The sequence below is a fragment of the Streptomyces sp. NPDC058157 genome, from assembly GCF_042884105.1.
GTDB lineage: Bacteria > Actinomycetota > Actinomycetes > Streptomycetales > Streptomycetaceae > Streptomyces.
This window is the reverse complement of record NZ_JBHVUQ010000027.1, coordinates 15,750-32,302: the sequence shown is the minus strand read 5'-3', so window position 1 is coordinate 32,302 and position 16,553 is coordinate 15,750. Positions and strand designations below refer to the sequence as shown.

Genomic DNA, 16,553 nt, shown 5'->3' with positions numbered 1-16,553 from the left:
GCGCAGGTGGTGTTGGGGTGCCCTGTGAGTCAGGAGACAAGACCCAGGCGGGCTGCCAGGTCGGAGGCTCGGCGGCGGCGGGAGGGGGACTTGGCTTCTGCTTCCTCCAGGATGATCCTGCGGGCGTAGCCGTTGTAGCGGACGGTGTCGGGGGCCGTTGCGTGTGCCTGGGCCAGGGTGGCCAGGGCTACGTCGGGTTGGGCGTCCAGGTGGTAGGCGCGGGCCTGTTCGATGCGGTGGCGGGGGCGGGAGGGGATGGTTTCCGATTCGGCGCGGGCGGACTGGCGGACGGATTCGCCGCCCGCGTGGAGTTCCACCGCCACCGTGACCGCGTGGGCGGCGATGACCGCCCGGGAGAAGCTCGTGACCGGGTGGAAGTAGGTGCGGGGGAGGGTTTCCGCCAGGAGGCGGGCCTGGTCCCAGTGGTGCCATGCGGTGCCGGTCTCGCCGCGCCGGGCCGCCGTGAGGCCCGCCTCGACGGTGAGTGCGCCGGCCACGGCCCGTACGTCCTTGGTGGCGTCGGGCAGGAGGGGGGTGAGGTAGCGGAGGGTTTCGTGGGTCACGGCGTCAGCGGCCTCGTAGTGGGCGCTGTCGCGGTGGGCCTGGGTGGTGAGCCAGGCCGCGAGGCCGATGGCGTGGGGGTCCTCGGAGTCCTGGGCTGCCGTCATGCCGCGTTCGGCCACCCGCCAGACCAGGGGGGCGTCGGGTTGGTACGCGCAGAAGAACTGGGCCAGGAAGTAGGCCTCTGCCAGCAGGGACTGGGCCGTCCTACGGGTGGCGGCCGTCCTCGCCTGGAGGGCGGAGGCTTGTGCGTCCCGGATCAGGCCGGGGAGCAAGGCGCCCACGACCTCGCGGTGGTCGGGGGACGCGTGGCGGACCGTCCAGGCGCGGGTCAGGCGGGCGGTGAGATGGGCGGCCGGGGGTGCCTCGTGGCCGGGGTTCAGGGAGTCGAGGGCCTGGCGTACCTCGGCGAGCCGGGGGTGGGGCGGGCCCGTGAGGAGCGCCGGGTGGAGGGGTGGATCTGAGTGCGGGTCAGGGGTTGGTTCGTGCGGCATGCGGGATCGCCCCTTCCTTATGGCTCGGCACCGGCAGGTGGTGCTCGGGTAACTGCCTTGCGGCGCAACCGGAATGGGGGGTTTTCGTTCGTTGAGCGGTGCTTCGGGGTCGCTCAACGGACAACGGCAGGTCAAATCCTTGTTGCGTACCTGTCACTTCGGCCAATCTCCTGGCACTCTCTCAGCCAGTCCCCCCACGGCTATCAAGGAGTGACCTTCCCCATGTCCTCATTCCGCACCCCCCGCACGATGCGCGCCGCCGCGATCGTCGCCTCCGCGGCCATGGTCGCCATCGCCGTCCAGACCGGTTCCGCCAGTGCGTCCGCAGAGCGGGAGGCCGGGGCCACCGCGCTCACGCTGTCCTCCGGGGCGCGTGCCCAGGCGATCGGTGAGGCGCAGAACGCGGCCGCCGGTACCGCCCGTGCCATCGGGCTGGGCGGCGACGAGGCCCTCGTGGCCCGTGACGTCGTCAAGGACGCCGACGGCACGGTCCACACCCGCTACGAGCGCACCTACGCCGGGCTGCCCGTCCTCGGCGGTGACCTCGTCGTCCACCAGAAGAAGGACGGCAGCCGAAAGACCGACAAGGCCGTCGAGGCGAAGATAGCCCCGGCCGGGGCGCGTTCGAGCCTGCGGGCGCCCGCCGGTGCGCGGCAGGTCGTGTGGGCCGCGACCGGCAAGCCGGTCTTCGCCTACGAGGCCGTCGTCAGGGGTACGCAGGCCGACGGGACCCCGAGCGAGCGGCACGTCGTGACGGATGCCGCGACCGGTGCCGAGCTGTACTCGTACGAGGCCATCGACACTGGTGTCGGGACCAGTGAGTACTCCGGTTCCGTCACCCTCGGCACCGCGCCGAGCGGTTCGGTGTACAGCCTCACCGACACCGCGCGCGGTGGTCACAAGACGTATGACCTGAACGGCGGCACGTCCTCCGGTACGGGGACGCTGTTCACCGACGCCGACGACAAGTGGGGCGACGGCACCCCGTCCAACCGCCAGACGGCGGCGGTCGACGCGCACTACGGCGCGGCCGTGACCTGGGACTTCTACAAGTCGGAGCTCGGCCGCAACGGCATCGCCGGTGACGGCAAGGCCGCCTACTCCCGCGTCCACTACGGCAATGCGTATGTCAACGCGTTCTGGGACGACAGCTGCTTCTGCATGACCTACGGCGACGGCCAGAACAACCAGAAGCCGCTGACCGCGCTGGACGTGGCCGGTCACGAGATGAGCCACGGTCTCACGGCCGCCACCGCCAAGCTCAACTACAGCCGCGAGTCCGGTGGGCTCAACGAGGCCACCAGTGACATCTTCGGGACCTCGGTGGAGTTCTTCGCCAACAACCCCTCCGACCCGGGCGACTACCTGATCGGCGAGAAGATCGACATCCGGGGCGACGGCAAGCCGCTGCGCTACATGGACAAGCCGAGCAAGGACGGCGCCTCCGCCGACTACTGGTCCAAGACCGTGGGCCGGCTCGACGTGCACAACTCGTCGGGTGTCGCCAACCACTTCTTCTACCTGCTGTCCGAGGGCAGCGGGGCGAAGACCGTGAACGGTGTGGCGTACAACTCGCCCACGTACGACGGCTCCACCGTCGCGGGCATCGGCCGGACCAAGGCGTACAAGATCTGGTACAAGGCCCTCTCGACCTACATGACCTCGACCACCGACTACGCGGGCGCCCGTACGGCGACCCTCAAGGCGACGGCCGACCTGTACGGCTCGACGGGCGTGGAGTACCAGCAGGTGGCGGCCGCCTGGAAGGCCGTGAACGTCAAGTAGCGCATCGCTGAACGGGTGTGGGGGAGGGGGTGCGGCGAACCGCACCCCCACCTTTTTGCGTAGGAGCACGGCATCGACCCCGGACGGGCCGCCGGACGCCGGGCGGCTCGTCGGGCGGCAGTGTCAGTTGCAGGTGTTCAGGCTCTCGATGAGCTTGGCCTTCTACGACGCTGTGATGCTCAACTTGTAGAGGCTCTTGATGTGCGTCCGGTCTCTGGAGTACGTGCACCATTGAAGTGCTCTCCTGGCTGCAGCCGGGAGATTCCTGCTTACCTTGCGGCAGCTGGCTTGACGCGTTTGGTGCGCCTGACGACTGCCCTTCCGGCAGCCGGGATGAGCGCGAGGCCCATCCGGTAGAGGTGCAAGACGTTCAGCGCTGCGTTGTGGTCGGCGTTGCCCGACCAGCCGCAGTCCGGGTTCTTGCAGACGAACACAGCCTGGGACTCCCGGCTGCCGGGAGTGGTGCGGCCACAGGCGGAGCAGCGCAAGGAGGTGCCGGGGGCGGGGACCTTGACCAACGTGCCGCCGTGCTGGACGGTCTTGTACGCCAGCATGGTGATCGTCCGTCCCCACGCCTCCCCGCTGATGGAGCGGTTCAGCCCAGCCTTCTGGGCGACGTTCGTGCCCGGCACTTCGATGGTTCCCCTGGCGGACTTGACCATGTTCGTGATGGTGAGTGCTTCGACCACGATCGTGCCGTATGTGCGGGCGATGGTGGTGGTCGTCTGGTGCTGCCAGTCCAGGGCGCGGCGCTTGGCTTTCGCGCGGAGTCCTGCGATCTGGTCGTAGATGCGGTGCAGCCGACGGCTGGTGGGCTCGCCGGGCTTGCGGTGGCGCTTGCGCTGCGCGGCGCGCTGCTCCAGGTGCAGGAGCTTGGCCCTCTCCTTGTCAGTCAGCCATTCGCCGTGCTCGTACGTTTCGCCATCCGAGAGGGCGATGGGTACGGTGACGCCCACGTCGATGCCGATGTCCGGCCCCTGGTGGGGTTTGGACTTGCGCTGAAGGGTGTGGATGCGGAAGGCGATGTGCCAGCCGAGCGCGTCCTTGATCAGCCGGGCCCCGGTGATCCGATTCGTTGCGTTTGCCTGCTTTCCCACGGGCAGGTCCTTGGTCCACCGGAACCGGACACGGCCCACCTTGGGAATGTTGACCTGCCCCCAGCGGCGGTGCGCGCGGGTGATGTTCAGGTCGCGGCCCTGCGGGATGTCCACGGACATCACCGTGCGCAGGCGGCCCTTGAAGTTCGGGGCGGCGGCGCGGCCGTCCCAGCAGTTCTTCCACGCCTGGAAGTAGGTCTTGAGTACCGCTTGTGCGGCCTGGGCAGGAAGGACTGCCAGGAAGTCGATGTCCTGGCGGGCCTGCCGGATTGCGGCGTCAGCGTGTGCGAGAGTTCGCCTTTCCTTCGGCATTATCTGCCACCAGGCGTGCAGCAGGTTCCACAGGGTGCGGGCCGCGTGTGCCTGGTCAGCGGTCTTGACCACTTGGGTAGGTGACAGGGCAAGCCGGGCACGGTGCCCGAACTGCCGCTTGACCAGGCTGTCTTGACTCACAATCGAAAGCCTAGCGTTGGTTCATGTCACCGCGCTGGAACTCGTATCCCGATGTCAGAAGCGGTCGCCATGTGTCCACAACCTGCACGTTCATTTGGTTTCGTCACCAAGTGCAGGCGGAAGGTGTTCACTGGCGCCATACCGACCCGCATCGAAGGATCACGCGGTTGGGCTGCGCCGACTTTGAGACGGTCGTGTCGTCGTACTCGCTGTACCAGGTGCCGGTGCCGGTGCCGGTGCGGCAGGCCGAGTCCTGGGTCACCTCCCGTCCGTCGCGGGAGAGGACGACCTCGCGGGTGTCGCACTCCCCGTACTGCTTGGCCCAGTGCGGGAACATCGCCCGGCTGTAGCCCGCCATCGAATGCGGGACCTCGACCGTGAGCCGGTCGACCTCGGCGCGGACGATGTCGGCCGGCGGGGGCTCGGGGAAGACCCGGCGGTGGAGGGACGGGGCGGCGGCCGCCGGGGGAGCGGCCGCGCCGTGGGCCGGGGTGGGGGCGAGGGCGGGGAGGGCGGCGAGGGCGAGGGCGGGCAGGCCGCGTGCCATCAGGTGTCTGATCACCTCACGGGGTGTAGCGGGAACGGGATGGCCGGGGGCGGTGGCCGGGCCGTCGGCTAGGCCGCCTGGACCGTCGGGTTCACCTGCAAAAACGGCACTGCGCGCGCTCGGGTGTTCGGCTTGGGCAGGTATGTCGGAAACAATTCTGCAATCTCTTGCGCAAAGTCTTGCAACACTCCTGGCCTCCCCCTACGGTCGCGTGCAACCCCCCACACCTTCCCGCCAGGAGGTCCCCCCCATGGCCAGATCCGTATCCGCGCGCGCCGGCAGAGCCGGGCTCGCGGTGGTCGCGCTCGCCGCCGCCTCCCTCACCGTGCAGGCGCCGCAGGCGCAGGCCGCGCCGCCCGGGGAGCGGGACGTCACCGCCGTGCTCTTCGAGTGGCGGTTCGACTCCGTCGCCAAGGCGTGCACCGACAGCCTCGGGCCCGCCGGGTACGGGTACGTCCAGGTCTCGCCGCCGCAGGAGCACATCCAGGGGCCCCAGTGGTGGACCTCGTACCAGCCCGTCAGCTACAAGATCGCCGGGCGGCTCGGGGACCGGGCCGCCTTCAAGCGGATGGTCGACACCTGCCACACCGCCGGGGTCAAGGTCGTCGCCGACTCCGTCGTCAACCACATGGCCGCCGGTGACGGAGTCGGCACCGGCGGGTCCCCGTACACGAAGTACGACTACCCGGGCGTCTACTCCGGCGCCGACATGGACGACTGCCGGGCGACCGTCTCCAACTACCAGGACCGGGCGAACGTCCAGAACTGCGAGCTCGTCCAGCTCGCCGACCTCGACACCGGCGAGGAGTACGTACGCGGCCGGATCGCCGCCTACCTCAACGACCTGCTCTCCCTGGGCGTCGACGGCTTCCGGATCGACGCCGCCAAGCACATGCCGGCCGCCGACCTGGCGAACATCAAGTCCCGGCTCGCCGATCCGAACGCCTACTGGAAGCAGGAGGCGATATACGGGGCCGGTGAGGCCGTGCAGCCCAGCGAGTACCTCGGCAACGGGGACGTGCAGGAGTTCCGGTACGCCCGCGACCTGAAGCGGGTGTTCCAGGGGGAGAAGCTCGCCTACCTGAAGAACTTCGGCGAGGGGTGGGGGTACATGCCCTCCGGCCAGGCCGGAGTCTTCGTCGACAACCACGACACCGAGCGCGTCGGCGACACCCTCACCTACAAGGACGGCGCGAACTACACCCTCGCCTCCGTCTTCATGCTGGCCTGGCCCTACGGCTCACCCGACGTCCACTCCGGCTACGAGTGGACCGACAAGGATGCGGGACCGCCCAACGGAGGCACCGTCAACGCCTGTTACGCCGACGGATGGAAGTGCCAGCACGCCTGGCCCGAGATCTCCTCCATGGTGGCGTTCCGCAACACCGCCCGGGGCCAGGGCGTCACCGACTGGTGGGACAACGGCGGCAACCAGATCGCCTTCGGACGCGGGACCAAGGCGTACGTGGCCCTCAACCACGAATCCGGCACCCTGACCAGGACCTTCCAGACCTCGCTGCCCGCCGGGAACTACTGCGACGTGCAGAGCGGTCGTGCCGTGACCGTCGACTCCGGCGGCCGGTTCACCGCCACGCTCGCCCCTCAGACCGCCCTCGCCCTGCACACCGGCGCCCGCACCTGCACCGGGAGCCCCTCCGCCCCCGCCGGGGCCTCCTTCGCCGTCAACGCCACCACCGTCCCCGGCCAGGACGTCTACGTCACCGGCGACCGCGCGGAGCTCGGCGGCTGGAACACCGGCGCCGCCCTCAAGCTCGACCCCGCCGCCTACCCCGTGTGGAAGCTGGACGTCACCCTCCCCGCCGGGACCGCCTTCTCCTACAAGTACGTCCGCAAGGACGCCTCCGGCACCGTCACCTGGGAGAGCGGGGCCAACCGCGCCGCCACCGTCCCGGCCAACGGCAAGGTCACCCTGACCGACACCTGGCGCAACTGACCCCGCGCCCTCCGACCAGGGCCGCCCGGCACCCCTGACCCTGCCGCGCCGGGCGGCCCTCACCTCCCCGAGGAGAGACCCCCTTGACACGCCCCGCAGCGGGACTCGCCGCCGCCGCCCTGGCCGTGGCCCTCCTGCCGGCCCTGCCGCACAGCGCGGCCGCCGCCACGCCACCGGCCCCGCCCTCGGACGCGAAGCTCGCCGCCGAGCCCGCCCGCCACGACCTGACCCGCGAGCAGTTCTACTTCGTGCTCCCGGACCGCTTCGCGAACGGCGACCCGCGCAACGACACCGGCGGACTGACCGGCACCCGCCTCCAGACCGGCCTGGACCCCTCCGACAAGGGCTTCTACCAGGGCGGGGACCTCAAGGGGATCACCGACCGGCTCGACTACATCAAGGGGCTCGGCACCACCGCCATCTGGCTGGCGCCGATCTTCAAGAACCAGCCCGTGCAAGGGGAGGGGCCCAACGCCTCGGCCGGCTACCACGGTTACTGGATCACCGACTTCACCCAGGTCGACCCGCACTTCGGCACCAACGCCGACCTCGCCCGCCTGATCGACAAGGCGCACGGCAAGGGGATGAAGGTCTTCTTCGACGTCATCACCAACCACACCGCCGACGTCGTCGACTACAAGGAGGGCTCCCACGACTACCTGTCGAAGGGTGCCTTCCCCTACCTGACGAAGGACGGCGTCCCCTTCGACGACAGTGAATACGCCGACGGGAAGAAGAAGTTCCCCGCCGTCGACCCCGCCCGCACCTTCCCCCGCACGCCCACCGTCCCCGCCGCCAAGAAGGACCTCAAGTCCCCGGCCTGGCTCAACGACCCGGCGATGTACCACAACCGCGGCGACTCCACCTTCGCCGGGGAATCAGCGGAACAGGGGGACTTCGCCGGGCTCGACGACCTGTGGACCGAGCGTCCCGAGGTCGTCAGCGGCATGGAGAAGATCTACGAGAAGTGGGTCCGCGACTTCGACGTCGACGGCTTCCGCATCGACACCGTCAAGCACGTGGACATGGACTTCTGGACCCAGTGGGCCACCGCCCTGGACCAGTACGCGGCCAAGCGCGGCCGCAAGGACTTCTTCATGTTCGGCGAGGTCTACTCCGCCGACACCGCCGTCACCTCCCCCTACGTCACCCGCGGCCGCCTCGACGCCACCCTCGACTTCCCGCTCCAGGACGCGATCCGCGCCTACGCCTCCCAGGGCGCACCCGCCGGGCGCCTCGCCTCCGTCCTCGGTGACGACTACCGGTACACCACCGACAAGGCCAACGCCTACGAGCAGGTGACCTTCCTCGGCAACCACGACATGGGCCGCTTCGGCAGCTTCCTGAAGCAGGACCGCCCCGGCGCCGCCGAGCCCGAGCTGCTGGACCGCTACCGGCTCGCCAACGAGCTGATGTTCCTCTCCCGCGGCAACCCGGTCGTGTACTCCGGCGACGAGCAGGGCTTCACCGGCTCCGGCGGTGACAAGGACGCCCGCCAGCCCCTCTTCGCCACCCGGATCGCCGACTACCTCGACGACGACGAACTGGGCACCGCCCGCACCGCCGCGAGCGACGCTTACGACATGGAGCACCCGCTCTACCAGCAGATCAGTGCTCTCTCGAAGCTGGTGAAGGCCAACCCGGCCCTGCGCGACGGCATCCAGAGCGAACGCCTCTCCGACGGCGCCGTCTACGCCTTCGCCCGCACCGACCCCGAGACCCGCACCGAGTACCTGGTCGCCGCCAACAACTCCGCCGAGCCGAGGACCGTCCGGCTCGACGCCCCCGCCGGCGCCCGCTACCGCACCCTCTACGGCGCCCCCGCCACCCCCGCCTCCCTCTACTCCACCGGCCTGACCACCGCCTCCACCGACGGCAAGCTCACCGTCACCGTCCCCGCCCTCTCCACCACCGTCCTGCGGGCCACCGCCCCCCTCCCCGCCCCCGCCACCGGCCCTTCCCTCACCCTCACACCCCCCGCCCCCGGCGCCACCGGCACCGTCGAGCTGTCCGCCGCCCCCTCGGGAGGCTCGCTCAACCGCGTCGTCTTCGCCGCCCAGACCGGCACCGGCCCCTGGAAGGTCCTCGGCTCCGCCGACCACGCCCCCTACAAGGTCACGCAGGTCATCGACCCCGCCACCACCGCCGGCACCCCCCTGCGCTACAAGGCCGTGGCCGTCGACTCCACCGGCCGCACCGCCTCCGCCCTCGCCGAGACCACCGCCGGGCGGACCCCGCCGCCCACACCCCCCACCGCCACCCAGCGGGACTACGCCGTCGTCCACTACAACCGCCCCGACGGGAACTACGCGGACTGGCGGCTGTACGCCTGGGGCGACCTCGCGGACGGCGAAGCGACGCCCTGGCCCGAGGGACACCCCTTCACCGGCCGCGACGCCTACGGCGCCTTCGCGTACGTCCGCCTCAAGCCCGGCGCCTCCACCCTCGGCTACCTCGTCATCGACAAGGACGGCACCAAGGACGTAGCCGCCGACCGCACCCTCGACCTGACCCGAACCGGCGAGGTCTGGCTGGAGCAGGGCAAGGAGGCCGCCCGCACCGACCGCCCCGCCTACCCGCCCCAGGACCAGACCAAGGCCGTCCTCCACTACCAGCGCCCCGACGGCGCCCACGACGGCTGGGGCCTGCACGTGTGGACCGGCGCCGCCACCCCCACCGACTGGTCCAAGCCCCTGCTCCCGGTCCGCACCGACTCCTACGGCGCCGTCTACGAGGTCCCCCTCGCCCCCGGCGCGACCAGCCTGAGCTACATCCTCCACAAGGGCGACGAGAAGGACCTCCCCGCCGACCAGTCCCTCGACCTCAAGGCCACCGGCCACGAGGTGTGGATGCTCGGCGGCCGCGAGAAGTACCTCCTCCCGCAGCCCGCCGGATCCGGCGCCGCCCTCGACCTCACCAAGGCCGAGGCCGTCTGGATCGACCGCGACACCCTCGCCTGGAACGCCCCCCAGGCCGCCGCCTCCGCCCAGCTCCTCGCCTCCCGCGACGGCCGCATCACCGCCGACGGCGGCGTCCTGCACGAATCCGGCGCCCAGTGGCTGCGCCTGACCCGCTCCACCCTCACCCCGGCCCAGAAGCAGAAGTTCCCGCACCTGGCCGCGTACACCGCCTTCACCGTCGACCCCCGCGACCGCGACCGGGTCCGCGAAGCCCTGCGCGGCCAGCTCGTCGCGAGCGCCCGCGCGGCGAACGGGGCCGTCCTCGCCGCCACCGGCGTCCAGCTCGCCGGAGTCCTCGACGACCTCTACGCCGGCCCCGCGAAGAACACCCCCCTCGGCCCCGTCTTCGCGGACGGCCGACCCACCCTCTCCGTCTGGGCCCCCACCGCCCAGCGGGTCGACCTCGAACTCGACGGCCGCACCGTCCCCATGCACCGCGACGACACCACCGGCGTCTGGTCGGTGCGCGGCGAGCGCTCCTGGACCGGCAAGCCCTACCGCTACGCCGTCACCGTCTGGGCCCCCAGCACCCGCCGACTCGTCCGCAACCTGGTCACCGACCCCTACTCCACCGCCCTGACCACCGACTCCGCCCGCAGCCTCGCCGTCGACCTGGCCGACCCGAAGCTCGCCCCGTCCGGCTGGAAGGACCTGCGCAAGCCCGCCCCCGTCCCCTTCACCAGCGCCCAGATCCAGGAACTCCACATCCGCGACTTCTCGATCGCGGACGCCACGAGCAAGCACCCCGGCCAGTACCTGGCCTTCACCGACACCGACTCCGCCGGCATGCGCCACCTGCGCGAACTCGCCGCCGCCGGAACCTCCTACGTCCACCTCCTCCCGGCCTTCGACTTCGGCAGCGTCCCCGAGGACCCGAAGACCCGCACCGCCCCCGCCTGCGACCTCAAGGCGTACGCCCCCGACTCCGAAGCCCAGCAGGCCTGCGTGACGGCCGCCGCCGCCAAGGACGGCTTCAACTGGGGCTACGACCCGCTGCACTACACCGTCCCCGAGGGCTCGTACGCGAGCGACCCGAACGGCACCGCCCGCACCGTCGAGTTCCGCAGGATGGTCCAGGCACTGAACGGCGCCGGGCTGCGCACCGTGATGGACGTGGTCTACAACCACACCGTCGCCTCCGGACAGGCCGACCAGTCCGTCCTCGACCGCATCGTCCCCGGCTACTACCAGCGCCTCCTCGCCGACGGCAGCGTCGCCACCTCCACCTGCTGCTCCAACACCGCCCCCGAGAACGCCATGATGGGCCGCCTCGTCGTGGACTCCGTGGTCACCTGGGCCCGGCAGTACAAGGTCGACGGCTTCCGCTTCGACCTCATGGGCCACCACCCGAAGGCCAACATCCTCGCCGTCCGCGAGGCCCTCGACGCGCTGACCGTCGCCAAGGACGGGGTCGACGGGAAGAAGGTCGTCCTCTACGGGGAGGGCTGGAACTTCGGCGAGGTCGCCGACGACGCCCGCTTCGTCCAGGCCACCCAGAAGAACATGGCCGGCACCGGCATCGCCACCTTCTCCGACCGCGCCCGCGACGCCGTCCGCGGCGGCGGCCCCTTCGACGAGGACCCCCGCGTCCAGGGCTTCGCCACCGGCCTGTTCACCGACCCCAACGGCTCCCCGGCCAACGGCACCCCCGACCAGCAGCGCGCCCGCCTCCTCCACGACCAGGACCTCCTCAAGGTCGGCCTGACCGGCAACCTGGCCCCGTACGCCTTCACCGACTCCACCGGCCGCCGCACCACGGGCGCCGGGCTGGACTACAACGGCGCCCCGGCCGGCTACGCGGCCGCCCCCGGCGACGCCCTCGCCTACGCCGACGCCCACGACAACGAAACCCTCTACGACGCCCTGGCCTACAAGCTCCCCGCCGGCACGCCCACCGCCGACCGGGCCCGGATGCAGGTCCTCGCGTTGGCCACGGCCGCCCTGTCCCAGGGCCCGGCCCTCTCCCAGGCGGGCAGCGACCTGCTCCGCTCGAAGTCCCTGGACCGCAACTCCTTCGACAGCGGCGACTGGTTCAACGCCCTGCACTGGGACTGCCGCACCGGCGACGGCTTCGGCCGGGGCCTGCCGCCCGCCGCCGACAACCGCGCCAAATGGCCCTACGCCAAGCCCCTGCTGACCGGCCCGGTCCCCGGCTGCGCGGACATCGACGGAGCCTCGGCCGCCTACCGCGACCTGCTGAGGATCCGTACGACCGAACCCGCCTTCGCCCTCACCACGGCCCGGCAGGTCCAGGACCGGCTGTCCTTCCCGCTGTCGGGGCCGGGCGAGACCCCGGGCGTCCTCACCATGGCCGTCGGCGACCTGGTGGTCGTCTTCAACGCCACCCCCACCGCCCAGGCCCAGCGGGTGTCCGCCCTCGCCGGCACCGGCTACGCCCTGCACCCGGTCCAGGCGGGCGGCGCCGATCCGGCCGTCAAGGCGTCCGCGTACGACCGGGCGACGGGGGAGTTCACCGTCCCGGCGCGCACGGTCGCGGTGTTCAAGCGCTCCTGACGCACCACCCCCGAGGGGGAGGTACCGGCCGCGGTCCGGTACCTCCCCCTCGGCGTATTCCCGCTCAGACCCAGATACGGACGGCTTCCATCCGCCGGGACTGCCCGGTCGTGCCCACGTACACCGGGTTCCCGTTCAGGGCGTTCAGCCAGCCGTAGTCCGCCACGTGCGCCTGCGCCGCCACGCTGCCGTTGCCGACCTGGAGGCCCAGGGCCTCCATCCGCCGGGACTGCCCGGTGGTGCCGACCGTCACCGCCTTGCCGTCGGCCGCGCACCGCCAGCCCTGCCAGCCGACGTCGGCCAGATGGGCGTCGGCACACACCCCGCCCGTCCCGCTGGTCGCCACGGTCAGGGCCTCCATCCGGCGGCTCTGCCCGGTGGTGCCGGCCACGGCGCCGTCGCACACCGCCGCCTGCCAGCCGACGTCCTGCACGTGCGCGGCGTAACAGACCACCCGCGCGGCCGGCGCGAACGCGTGCTGCCGGGCGGCCGCCGCCTCGACGTCGGCGACCACCGAGGCCGGGGCCTCGGCCACCGCCCCGCCGGCCCGGTTCGGCGCGGACGGCTGCGCCTGTGCCCCGGCCACCCCCGTGGCCCCCAGCACCCCCGCCAGCGCCAGCCCTAAGACGGCGCCCGCGGACCTCTTCATGGACATCCTCATGGTGTTCCCCTCCTGGTACCGACTGGTCGCGACCATCAGTACCGGCGGGCCGGGAACCCGGGCAACCGCTCCCCGCGCGGACGGCCGAGAGCCGCCCCGGCATGGCGTGCGCGGCGGGCTTGCGCGGCCCCGCGGCGCCGTGCCTCAGACGTCGAGGCGCCGCTCCAGGAGGATCACCCCGTACACCCGGCCGTCCTTGGCCTGCTTCGACGGGAACTCGCCCACCACCCGGTAGCCCGCGCCCCGGTAGTACGCCAGCAGCCGCGGGTTCGTGGACACGCAGTCCAGCCGCGCCCGCTCCCGCCCGGTCCGCGCGATCCGGTGCTCGGCGTGCTCCAGGATCCGCAGCCCGGCCCCGGGCGGGGCCGTCTCACGGTCCACCATCAGCCGGTGCACGTAGCCCGCGACCGGCGGCTGGACCCCCCACGCCTCCTCGTCGGACCACCACAGCTCGTACGCCCCGACGACCTGCCCGTCGGCGTCCGCCGCGAGCCACACCTCCCCGTCGCGCATCTTCCCCCGGAAGTGCGCGGCGTCCTTCTCGCCCGGCTTCCACTGGTCGATGCCCTGCTTGCGCATCCACCGGGCGGCCTGGTCGTACAGCTTCACCAGGATTCCGGCGTCCTTCTCCTCGGCCGCCCGGAACACGATCCCGTCGTCAATGATCACGCGGGCATTATCGCCAGCCGCGCCGCCCGGTCCCACCCGCCCCCACGGGCGGCCGTCAGGTCTCCTGTCCGCCCTCGCGCGGCCCGGGCACCAGCGCCGCCAGCCGCCCGACCAGCTCCCCGAACGGGCCGTCGGCCGGCTCGCCCGCCAGGATGCGGACGAGGATCCCCGCCATCTCCGCGTCGTACGCGGCGCTCACGGCGGCCAGCGCGGCGAAGTCGTGCACCAGCTGGAGCTCCAGCTCGGCCCGCGGGATCCGCCGCCCGTCCAGCCACAGCAGCGCCGTCGACTCGGCCAGCGACACCCAGGAGCGCACCACCAGCTCCAGCCGGGCGGGCGGTTCGGCGACGCCGATGTGCAGGAGGATCTGTTCGTACGCGGCCTGCCGCACCTCGTCGATCATCGCGTTGGCCCGGCTGCTGCCCGCCGCCGGACCGCCGCGCAGCAACGCCGAGAAACCGGGCCCGTGGTCGTCGACGAACGCGAAGTACCGGCCCATCACCCGCAGCAGCCGGGCCCCGAGCGGCCCCTCGTGCGGTTCGACGAACCGCTCGGCCAGCTCGTCGGCGGCCCGCCGCAGCGCGGCCTCGTACAGGCTCAGCTTGCCCGGGAAGTAGTGGTAGACGAGCGGCCGGGATATCCCGGCCGCCGCCGCGATCTCGTCGATCGACACGTCGTCGGGGGAGCGGTGGCTGAACAGCTCCAGGGCAACCCCGATCAGCTGCTGCCGCCGCTCCTCGACACCCATCCTGCGCCGCACCCCGGTCGTCATGGCGAACACCCTACTTCGAGGGCGGGCGCACCACTTGTTCAGAGGTCCAGGGTCAGCCGGTCCGACGCGGCGCGCGAGACGCACAGCAGCATCGAGTCCGCCCGCTCCTCGTCCGTCAGCAGCTCGTCGCGGTGGTCCACCGCACCCGCCAGCACCCGGTGCCGGCAGGTGCCGCAGAAGCCCTGCTCACAGGAGTACGGCGTGTCGGGCAGGACCCGGCGCACCGCGCTCAGCGCCGACTCCCCGGCCCCGACCTCCACCGCGCCCCCCGTGCGGGCGAGTTCGACGGTGAAGGGCCGGGCCGGGCCAGCCGCCGCCGCGCCGAACCGCTCCAGGTGCACCGCCGCGGGGTCGGGCGCCGCCGCCAGGACCGCGGCCGTCAGCGGCTCCGGCCCGCAGCAGTACACGAGCGTGCCCGGCCGGAGCGCGGCCAGCGGCGCCAGGTCGGGCAGGCCCGCCTCGTCCTGAGCGACGACCGTCACCCGGTCCCCGTAGGCGGCGAGTTCGGCCAGGAACGGCATCGAGGCCCGCGAACGCCCCCCGTAGAGCAGGGTCCAGTCCGCACCCGCCCGCGTCGCCGCACGCAGCATGGGCAGGACCGGGGTGATCCCGATGCCGCCCGCGACGAAGGCGTACGAGGGCGCGGGCAGCAGCTCGAAGCGGTTGCGCGGCGTCCGCACGTCCAGCTCGGCGCCCTCCACGAGCTGGGCGTGCGCCTCGCGCGAGCCCCCGCGGCCGTCCTCGACCAGCCGGACCGCGATCGTGTAGCGGCCGGTGTCGGCCGGGTCCCCGCACAGCGAGTACTGGCGCACCAGCCCCGACGGCAGCCGTACGTCCACGTGCGCGCCGGGGGTCCAGGCCGGCAGCTCGTCGGACTCCAGCACCAGCCGCAGCACCCCCTCGGCGGGCTCGGTGCGCGAGACGATCAGGGTGCGCAGCCAGCGGCGCGGGGAGTGGCCCGACACCGGGGTCTCCAGTGCGGGCAGCGGCCACAGGGGGGAACGGCCGATGCGCCTGCGCAGCGCCCGCCGGGTGAGGACGGCGGCCCCCGCCACCGCCGTGACGGCCAGCGCCCGCCTCACGGCCGCACCCCGCCGTTGGCGCCGGGGGAGGCGGCCAGGTAGGCCACGGCCTGGGCGGTGGAACCCTCCTGCGAGGGGTGGTAGGTCCGTGAGAGGTAGGTCGGGATCGACCGCACCATCGCTCCCGTGGACGGCAGGACCCCCTTCCGTCCGGCCCGGACGAACTGGCCGAGGGAGGCCTTGGCGCCGGGCCGCAGGGGGTCGTTCTCCATGAAGAAGCGGGCGCCGCGCTGCCACAGGAAGACCAGGGCGGCGAAGGCGGTGGCCCAGGTCCGGGCGCGGCGGCGGTAGTTGCCGTCGACGTGCATGAACAGGTCGAAGGCGACGGAGCGGTGCTCGACCTCCTCGGCGCCGTGCCAGCGCAGCAGGTCCAGCATCATCGGGTCGGCCCCGCGCCGGTCCAGCTCCTGCGCGTTGAGGACCCAGTCGCCGAGGAAGGCCGTGTAGTGCTCGATGGCGGCGATCATCGCGACCCGCTCCATCAGCCACCACCTGCGGGCCCGGCCGGGCGGCAGGGTGCGGTCGCCGAGGAGCTTCTCGAACAGCCAGTCGACCTGCGCGGTGTAGGGGGTCGGGTCGAGGCCGAGGCGCTTGAGGTGGGGGAGCACGTCGTCGTGCGCGGCGGCGTGCATGGCCTCCTGCCCGATGAACCCGACGACGTCCGCCCGCAGCCGCTCGTCCGTGATGTACGGGAGCACCTGCTTGTAGACGTGCACGAACCACCGCTCACCGGCGGGCAGCAGCAGGTGCAGCACGTTGATGGTGTGCCCGGCGAAGGGCTCGCCGGGCAGCCAGTGCAGCGGCGTGTCCTCCCAGGAGAAGGAGACGTTCCGCGCCTGGAGGTCTATGTGCTCCGACTCCACGGGGGCGGGCGCGAGCGGCGTATTAGACATGGCGTCAATGTACTGAGGGGTACGCCCGAGGAAAACCCCTCGGCACGGCCGAATCCAGGAGAGGCACGCCCCCGCCAGGGGCGCGGGGAACTGCGCGACCGGCCACGACGA

General features: G+C 72.0%; 11 protein-coding genes. 3 read left to right on the top strand and 8 right to left on the bottom strand.

Going from position 1 to position 16,553, the window contains the following annotated elements:
• Nucleotides 1-29: 29 nt before the first annotated feature.
• The gene (locus ACFVXK_RS09890; RefSeq protein WP_389611001.1) at nucleotides 30-1,055 is read right to left on the bottom strand and encodes an XRE family transcriptional regulator; all 1,026 of its coding nucleotides are present in this window, start codon (nucleotides 1,053-1,055) and stop codon (nucleotides 30-32) included.
• Between the two features lie 222 nt (nucleotides 1,056-1,277).
• Between ACFVXK_RS09890 and ACFVXK_RS09885 the strand changes: the two genes are divergently transcribed.
• Nucleotides 1,278-2,840 carry a M4 family metallopeptidase gene (locus ACFVXK_RS09885; protein WP_389611000.1) on the top strand — a complete coding sequence of 521 codons (1,563 nt, stop codon included), beginning with the start codon at nucleotides 1,278-1,280 and terminating at the stop codon, nucleotides 2,838-2,840.
• A 269-nt stretch (nucleotides 2,841-3,109) separates the two neighbouring features.
• On the opposite strand, the gene ACFVXK_RS09880 is transcribed toward ACFVXK_RS09885, so the two are convergent.
• Together ACFVXK_RS09880 and ACFVXK_RS09875 are read right to left on the bottom strand one after the other, a co-directional pair.
• Nucleotides 3,110-4,390, bottom strand: coding sequence for an RNA-guided endonuclease InsQ/TnpB family protein (locus ACFVXK_RS09880; protein ID WP_389610999.1), 1,281 nt, complete (start codon nucleotides 4,388-4,390; stop codon nucleotides 3,110-3,112).
• Between the two features lie 127 nt (nucleotides 4,391-4,517).
• Nucleotides 4,518-4,952, bottom strand: coding sequence for a hypothetical protein (locus ACFVXK_RS09875; RefSeq protein WP_389610998.1), 435 nt, complete (start codon nucleotides 4,950-4,952; stop codon nucleotides 4,518-4,520).
• Nucleotides 4,953-5,187: 235 nt separating this feature from the next.
• Between ACFVXK_RS09875 and ACFVXK_RS09870 the strand changes: the two genes are divergently transcribed.
• Nucleotides 5,188-6,891, top strand: coding sequence for a carbohydrate-binding module family 20 domain-containing protein (locus tag ACFVXK_RS09870; protein WP_389610997.1), 1,704 nt, complete (start codon nucleotides 5,188-5,190; stop codon nucleotides 6,889-6,891).
• A gap of 83 nt (nucleotides 6,892-6,974) precedes the next feature.
• Nucleotides 6,975-12,365: a pullulanase-type alpha-1,6-glucosidase gene (gene pulA, locus ACFVXK_RS09865; RefSeq protein WP_389610996.1), complete on the top strand. Its 5,391-nt coding sequence runs from the start codon at nucleotides 6,975-6,977 to the stop codon at nucleotides 12,363-12,365.
• A gap of 64 nt (nucleotides 12,366-12,429) precedes the next feature.
• On the opposite strand, the gene ACFVXK_RS09860 is transcribed toward pulA, so the two are convergent.
• The 5 genes from ACFVXK_RS09860 to ACFVXK_RS09840 form a co-directional block, all read right to left on the bottom strand.
• Nucleotides 12,430-13,014 carry a polysaccharide deacetylase gene (locus ACFVXK_RS09860; RefSeq protein WP_389610995.1) on the bottom strand — a complete coding sequence of 195 codons (585 nt, stop codon included), beginning with the start codon at nucleotides 13,012-13,014 and terminating at the stop codon, nucleotides 12,430-12,432.
• Between the two features lie 156 nt (nucleotides 13,015-13,170).
• Complete coding sequence (locus ACFVXK_RS09855) at nucleotides 13,171-13,695, bottom strand: GNAT family N-acetyltransferase (RefSeq protein WP_389610994.1); 525 nt, start codon at nucleotides 13,693-13,695, stop codon at nucleotides 13,171-13,173.
• Between the two features lie 55 nt (nucleotides 13,696-13,750).
• Nucleotides 13,751-14,467 (bottom strand): TetR/AcrR family transcriptional regulator, encoded by a 717-nt coding sequence (locus tag ACFVXK_RS09850; RefSeq protein ID WP_389610993.1) that lies wholly within the window; start codon nucleotides 14,465-14,467, stop codon nucleotides 13,751-13,753.
• A 38-nt stretch (nucleotides 14,468-14,505) separates the two neighbouring features.
• The gene (locus ACFVXK_RS09845; protein WP_389610992.1) at nucleotides 14,506-15,549 is read right to left on the bottom strand and encodes a PDR/VanB family oxidoreductase; all 1,044 of its coding nucleotides are present in this window, start codon (nucleotides 15,547-15,549) and stop codon (nucleotides 14,506-14,508) included.
• Nucleotides 15,546-16,442 carry a metal-dependent hydrolase gene (locus ACFVXK_RS09840; RefSeq protein WP_389610991.1) on the bottom strand — a complete coding sequence of 299 codons (897 nt, stop codon included), beginning with the start codon at nucleotides 16,440-16,442 and terminating at the stop codon, nucleotides 15,546-15,548. Before ACFVXK_RS09840 ends, ACFVXK_RS09845 begins: the two co-directional genes overlap by 4 nt.
• Between the last annotated feature and the right edge of the window lie 111 nt (nucleotides 16,443-16,553).

Coding starts and splice junctions, on each gene's coding strand:
- ACFVXK_RS09890 (WP_389611001.1), bottom strand. CDS start 1,055: ATGCCGCACGAACCAACCCCTGACCCGCACTCAGATCCACCCCTCCAC.
- ACFVXK_RS09885 (WP_389611000.1), top strand. CDS start 1,278: ATGTCCTCATTCCGCACCCCCCGCACGATGCGCGCCGCCGCGATCGTC.
- ACFVXK_RS09870 (WP_389610997.1), top strand. CDS start 5,188: ATGGCCAGATCCGTATCCGCGCGCGCCGGCAGAGCCGGGCTCGCGGTG.
- ACFVXK_RS09860 (WP_389610995.1), bottom strand. CDS start 13,014: ATGAAGAGGTCCGCGGGCGCCGTCTTAGGGCTGGCGCTGGCGGGGGTG.
- ACFVXK_RS09850 (WP_389610993.1), bottom strand. CDS start 14,467: ATGACGACCGGGGTGCGGCGCAGGATGGGTGTCGAGGAGCGGCGGCAG.
- ACFVXK_RS09840 (WP_389610991.1), bottom strand. CDS start 16,442: ATGTCTAATACGCCGCTCGCGCCCGCCCCCGTGGAGTCGGAGCACATA.